The sequence below is a fragment of the uncultured Nitrospira sp. genome (genome assembly GCA_902500695.1).
In the GTDB taxonomy this organism is placed as follows: domain Bacteria; phylum Nitrospirota; class Nitrospiria; order Nitrospirales; family UBA8639; genus Nitrospira_E.
In genome coordinates, this window is the sequence record CABVRQ010000064.1 from 1 (window position 1) to 5,578 (window position 5,578).

Genomic DNA, 5,578 nt, shown 5'->3' on the forward strand with positions numbered 1-5,578 from the left:
GACCACAAATCGCAGCAAGTTCATCGGCCATTTTTATTGCAAAACCTGGTAAAAATTGGTCACAGTCCAAAAGGACACGGACAATGTCCTGAGCAAGGGGATGATTCTCCCCCCGCAGACGGTGCTCGAAGTGCCAGCGAAACCAGTGCCACTCCTTAAACATTTTAGAGCCAAAGAAATGCTCGTAGAGATCGCTTTTAGTCATTTATTCCCTTTAAGAAGCTAAGCGGGCCTTTGACCCGGGGAGTCCCATTACTTCAAGGCATCGTCTCCAGCGCGGCCCGCGCCACCGGTTCGGCCACATCCGGGTCCTTAGCTGCCACATGGAAGAATAGTCCATCCTTGCGAGCCACCCAGAGATCCTGATGAATGCCGGAAACTTGCCGCATAAATGCGGCCACCCCAAAACCCGGCACGTCCTTTGCGTTTTCTGAGGTATTCCTGGTGAAAAGGAAGATCCCGCTTGAAGTGAGTATGACATCGAATGCGGCTTCGCCGGAATCACCCCGCAGGGCATAACTACACATTCCTGTGCCAGATTCGGTCCCCACCAGCGGCAGGCTCAGAGTGGATGCCAACACACTACCGGGCAATAGGGCACAAACATCCATACCCTCAATGTTCCGGTCAGGTAGTTCCTCAATAGACGTTGGCTCTCCTACCGCCGTTTTTGGGGCTTTGTCTGAAGTGCCGACTGCCGGCTGGTCCGGCTTGGAATCGCAACCAACAAGTCCGATCAAAAGCAAGAGTAGCAAAGATAGCCCCATGAAACGCATTGGCACACCTACCATTGAAATTCTCGTCTCCACCGAACTCTCAACATTAGTTCTCCACCACCAACACCAAGCCGTCGACCGGGAATCCCACCCGTAACGGAAAGGCACGGGATGATGTAGAGCACGAACCTCCACTCCCAAACGCGGCGCCGAACAATATCCCAGGTTAACTAGATCCGCAAGCGTCCAGACGCTAGGCATGGGAAGACTGGTTCCTCCCATGAACTCGTGCTCATAACCAGGCTGAAATGGAGCAAAGATGCGAAGGGACTGTTTCCAGACGTTCTCTGAACATTTCTTAATTTTCATGCAAAAAAGTTGGCTTTGAATTTGCTGGTATACCCAAAGGAGTGTTCAATGGGAGCGTTTTGAGGAAAAATGCCACACTGCCTTTTAGACTCCATGGTGAGCAATCTTCACGAACCAAGATCTGAGTGGCTGAATTCGTTATGATGACTGATGAGTTCCTTGGACTGGCATTTTGGTGAATATTTTCACTCGGAACTCGGCTACCGCATGACTCATAATCCCTACCTCATTCATCCGGCGGTGATCGTGGACAGAAAACAGGAGTCCACGGATATCGTGACGTTTCGCCTGGAACTCACCGACCCAGCTCACCGTGAGTCTTTCCGGTTTAAGGCTGGGCAATTCAATATGCTCTATGTGTTCGGTGTGGGTGAGGTGGCCATTTCCATTGTGTCCGATCCGGATGAGCCGGAATTCCTGGATCACACGATTCGTGTGGTGGGACGGATCACGAAAGTCCTAGGCAATATGCAAATAGGTGAGAGCGTGGGCGTTCGTGGACCCTTTGGCATTGGATGGCCAATGAAAGAAGCGCAGGGGAAGGATGTGCTTATCGTGACGGGCGGGTTGGGTTGTGCCCCTGTTGTCGGAGCCATTGAATATATTTTCCGCAGGCGGGAGGAGTATGGCGCCATGACCATTCTCCACGGAGTGAAGACCCCTCACGACTTACTCTACCGGGAACGCTTCGATGCCTGGCGGCATGAGCCCCGCACGCAGGTGCTGCTGACCAGCGATGAACCCGGCAAGACCTGGCATAGCCATGTGGGTGTGGTCACCGAATTGTTTGACCAACTGCAGTTGAACCCGGACAATACCCTGGTCATGATGTGCGGACCGGAAATCATGATGCGAATTGCCTGTAATACCCTCTCTCATCAGGGTTTGCGCCCCGACGCCATGTATGTGTCGTTGGAGCGGCATATGGAATGCGGCATCGGACTCTGCGGGCATTGTCAGCTTGGGCCATTCTTTGTCTGTAAGGACGGGCCCGTGATGCGATTAGACCGGGTGGTGCCGTTTTTTGGGAAAGTGGGGGTGTGAATAGAGTACAAAGGAATGATCTAAAAAAAAGACGGATTCCCAATGAAAGACGCCGCAAAGGATCTGGAAAATAAAAAAGGAAATTCCCCTATTCCCCTTATTCAAAGGGAAATTTTTGAGTGAGAAATAGCGGGCAATGACAATGAACGGAACAACTGCCCAAACTCATAATTCTTTAAGCAGGCCTCGCCCACGGATTGCGGTGGTGAAATTTGCCTCTTGTGACGGGTGCCAGTTAAGCATCCTGAATATGGAGGACGATTTGCTGGCTTTGGGAGAGGCCCTCGACATCGCCTATTTCCCTGAAGCCTCAAGCAATATGCAGCCTGGCCCGTATGATATTACGTTTGTGGAAGGCTCCATTACCTGTCCTGAGGATCTATCTCGAGTTCTCGATCTCCGAAAACAGACGACGACCTTGATCACCATCGGCGCCTGCGCCACTTCCGGCGGCATTCAGGCTCTTCGGAACTGGGGCGATGTGGAAGCCTTCAAGCGAACGGTCTACCCCAGCCCCGAATACATCCACAGTTTAAGCACCTCGACTCCTATTTCCGAACACGTCAATGTGGACTATGAATTGTGGGGATGCCCTATTGATAAAACACAACTCCTTCGAGTCCTAACCGATTTACTGAGGGGCGTGACACCCAGCATTCCCACACATAGTGTATGTCTGGACTGTAAACGCCAAGGCCATGTCTGTGTCCTGATCGCGAAGGGCATGCCCTGCCTCGGACCTGTCACGCGTACCGGGTGCGGGGCCATCTGCCCCGCGATGGGACGGGAGTGCTATGGGTGCTTTGGCCCCGCCGAACAGGATTCAGTGATTCCCGGAGTGCCCCCAAATACCGGATCCCTGGCCAAACAATTTCATGAGCATCTGCAACTCATCCCCGTGGAAATGGTCCGCCGGTTTCGAGGAATCAACGGATCGGTTCAGCCGTTCCAGAAGGAAAGCGATGCCTGGGAAACCCGATAATACCAGAACCATTAAAATCGACATGATGGCCAGGGTCGAAGGGGAAGGGGCCCTTCATATCACCGTCCAGAATGGTCAGGTTCAGGATGTTCAACTGCGGATTTTTGAACCACCTCGATTTTTTGAAGCCTTTCTCCAAGGACGTCACGTGAACGAAGTGCCCGATATCGTGGCGCGTATTTGCGGGATTTGCCCGGTGGCCTATCAAATGAGTGCGGTCCATGCCTTGGAACAGATTTTCGGAGTGGCGATGCCACAAGGCCTTCGAGATTTACGCCGACTCCTCTATTGCGGGGAATGGATTGAAAGTCATGTTCTTCACATTTATATGCTCCAGGGTCCTGATTTTTTAGGATTCGACAGCGGGCTTGAGATGGCTCGCTCACATCCCGATCTTGTGAAGCGAGGGCTTCGAATGAAGAAGGCAGGCAACCAGCTTTTGTCGCTCTTAGGAGGACGATCGGTGCATCCGGTTTCGGTGAAGATAGGCGGATTCTCTCAAGTGCCGACAAGGAAGACCTTACATGGACTGAAGGACGAATTCCTTTGGGCCAGAGATGCCGCTGCGGAAACGCTTCGATGGGTGAGCGGGTTTGAATTTCAGGATCCCGAACAGACCTATACCTTCCTCGCCCTCCGGGGACCTTCTGAATATCCGATGAATGAAGGCGACGTCGTCACCAATCGAGGACACCGCATGTCTGCATCCGAGTTTGAACACCATTTCCATGAAGAACAGGTTTCCTATTCCAATGCCCTTCACTGCACGTTGAATGGACAATCTTATCTCACAGGGCCATTGGCCCGGCTCGCGCTCAACCAGGACCAGCTCTCGTTGTCAGCCAAAGACGTTTTACAGAGCACGGGATTAGTCCTGCCTTTCAACCGTGCGTCCATGGGTGTCGTGGCACGATCGGTGGAAGTGCTCTATGCGTTTGACGAAGCCCTTCGCCTGATTGAACAATATGAAATGCCCCCTGCTTCAGCCGTTCCGGTAAAACTGCGAGCAGGGATTGGCATGGCCGCTACCGAAGCCCCACGAGGCGTGCTGTATCATCGTTATGAGGTTCACAACGACGGAACGATTCGTCTCGCGAAGATCGTTCCTCCGACATCCCAGAATCAGCGGCGCATAGAAGACGATCTGCGAAATCTGCTACCCGCCATTCTTCATCTGAACGATCAGGAAGTAGCAGGAAAGTGCGAAGAACTGATTCGCAGCTATGACCCCTGCATCTCCTGCGCGACCCATTTTTTGAAATTGACAAGGGAAGAATTACCCATGACGACAACACCATCAGCATAAACATGTTGTTCAGCGTCTCTGTATATCAAAACACCATCGATACAACACCTTATTGGCAACAGAGAGCGTACCAACTGTCGGCGTGAGATTGACCGTGACGAACATAAAAATTATCGGGGTGGGGAATTCCTTTGCCGGAGATGATGCGGTCGGGAATATGGTAGCCCGGCAACTTCTTCCGTATCAGAGTTCCTCCGTCTCAATTGTGGAGGGCTGTTGTACAGGCCTGAATCTCCTTTATGAAATGCCAGAGACGGAATCCCTTATTATCATTGATGCGATTCACAGCCAATTGGAAGCAGGGACGATTGTTCGTTTCACTGTCCCACAAGATCTTGATGAAATAGAAAAACTGACCTGGAACTCTTCCACACCCTCCACTCACGCCTTCGGCTTGGGAGAAGCGCTCATTCTGGCGCAGACCTTGGACCTGTTGCCACAGCACGTCACTCTTTTTGGCATTGAACTGGGCCACATCCAACCTGGCAAATCCCTGTCTCCACAAGTATCCCGATCCATACAATCCGTCGTCTTGCGAATTGTGACCGAGGAATTAGGTCAACCGACATGCACGAACTCCAATTAATGCGCCAGGTGGTGAGTAGAGTGGAGGAAGTCTGTCAAAGCCAGCCTGGGACTCATGCGTCTCTCATCCGGCTGGAAATCAGCGGCCATTCCCATTTGGCGACACATACCTCAGAGGAATTGCAAAGCACCTTTCGTCTCGCGGCGCATGGAACGCCAGCCTATGATGCGGCTCTCGACATCCGTTTTCTGCCTGCAAAAGGTATTTGTCTATCCTGTGGACACACAACTGACCGAGGGCCTGAGACGTTTACCTGTCCTCACTGCTCGTCAGGAGATGTCCTATGGGAGGATCTGCCGGAATTGGTACTCAAAGACATTCAATTGCTGGATTCAACGGAATGATGCTCCCGGCTTCTTCCACTGCCACACCAGATTGCCGCGAACGGATCCGGCTTATCGTTCGCGGAGTTGTTCAAGGCATGGGATTCCGGCCTTTTGTCTTCCGGTTGGCACATGAACTATCTCTTGCCGGCTGGGTGGCGAATACCGGCCAGGGCGCCATACTCGAACTGGAAGGTGAGACCACCAACCTCCAACGCTTTCAGGCGCGTCTTCAGACCGAATCTCCTCGCC

The 5,578-nt window shown here is 52.4% G+C and carries 8 protein-coding genes; 6 read left to right on the top strand and 2 right to left on the bottom strand.

The features are described 5' to 3' along the window. Together AAH187_RS14460 and AAH187_RS14465 are read right to left on the bottom strand one after the other, a co-directional pair. Window positions 1-205, bottom strand: a 205-nt coding sequence (locus AAH187_RS14460; RefSeq protein ID WP_342349174.1) for a hypothetical protein, incomplete at its 3' end; no start/stop codon positions are given. A gap of 52 nt (window positions 206-257) precedes the next feature. After that, complete coding sequence (locus AAH187_RS14465; protein WP_342349175.1) at window positions 258-767, bottom strand: hypothetical protein; 510 nt, start codon at window positions 765-767, stop codon at window positions 258-260. 468 nt (window positions 768-1,235) lie between these two features. Here AAH187_RS14465 and AAH187_RS14470 point away from each other — a divergent pair, with 468 nt between their 5' ends. From AAH187_RS14470 to AAH187_RS14495, 6 genes are all read left to right on the top strand, one after another. Next, on the top strand, window positions 1,236-2,129 hold the full coding sequence (locus tag AAH187_RS14470) for an FAD/NAD(P)-binding protein (protein ID WP_342349176.1): 894 nt from the start codon (window positions 1,236-1,238) through the stop codon (window positions 2,127-2,129). A gap of 142 nt (window positions 2,130-2,271) precedes the next feature. After that, on the top strand, window positions 2,272-3,111 hold the full coding sequence (locus AAH187_RS14475) for a hypothetical protein (RefSeq protein ID WP_342349177.1): 840 nt from the start codon (window positions 2,272-2,274) through the stop codon (window positions 3,109-3,111). Next, complete coding sequence (locus AAH187_RS14480; RefSeq protein WP_342349178.1) at window positions 3,092-4,417, top strand: Ni/Fe hydrogenase subunit alpha; 1,326 nt, start codon at window positions 3,092-3,094, stop codon at window positions 4,415-4,417. Before AAH187_RS14475 ends, AAH187_RS14480 begins: the two co-directional genes overlap by 20 nt. A gap of 94 nt (window positions 4,418-4,511) precedes the next feature. Further along, on the top strand, window positions 4,512-5,003 hold the full coding sequence (locus AAH187_RS14485) for a hydrogenase maturation protease (RefSeq protein WP_342349179.1): 492 nt from the start codon (window positions 4,512-4,514) through the stop codon (window positions 5,001-5,003). Beyond that, on the top strand, window positions 4,985-5,347 hold the full coding sequence (locus AAH187_RS14490; protein ID WP_342349180.1) for a hydrogenase maturation nickel metallochaperone HypA: 363 nt from the start codon (window positions 4,985-4,987) through the stop codon (window positions 5,345-5,347). Before AAH187_RS14485 ends, AAH187_RS14490 begins: the two co-directional genes overlap by 19 nt. Further along, window positions 5,344-5,578: acylphosphatase (locus AAH187_RS14495; protein ID WP_342349181.1), on the top strand; the 235-nt coding region annotated here is incomplete at its 3' end. The genes AAH187_RS14490 and AAH187_RS14495, both read left to right, overlap by 4 nt.

Coding starts and splice junctions, on each gene's coding strand:
- AAH187_RS14465 (WP_342349175.1), bottom strand. CDS start 767: ATGGGGCTATCTTTGCTACTCTTGCTTTTGATCGGACTTGTTGGTTGC.
- AAH187_RS14470 (WP_342349176.1), top strand. CDS start 1,236: ATGAGTTCCTTGGACTGGCATTTTGGTGAATATTTTCACTCGGAACTC.
- AAH187_RS14475 (WP_342349177.1), top strand. CDS start 2,272: ATGAACGGAACAACTGCCCAAACTCATAATTCTTTAAGCAGGCCTCGC.
- AAH187_RS14480 (WP_342349178.1), top strand. CDS start 3,092: ATGCCTGGGAAACCCGATAATACCAGAACCATTAAAATCGACATGATG.
- AAH187_RS14490 (WP_342349180.1), top strand. CDS start 4,985: ATGCACGAACTCCAATTAATGCGCCAGGTGGTGAGTAGAGTGGAGGAA.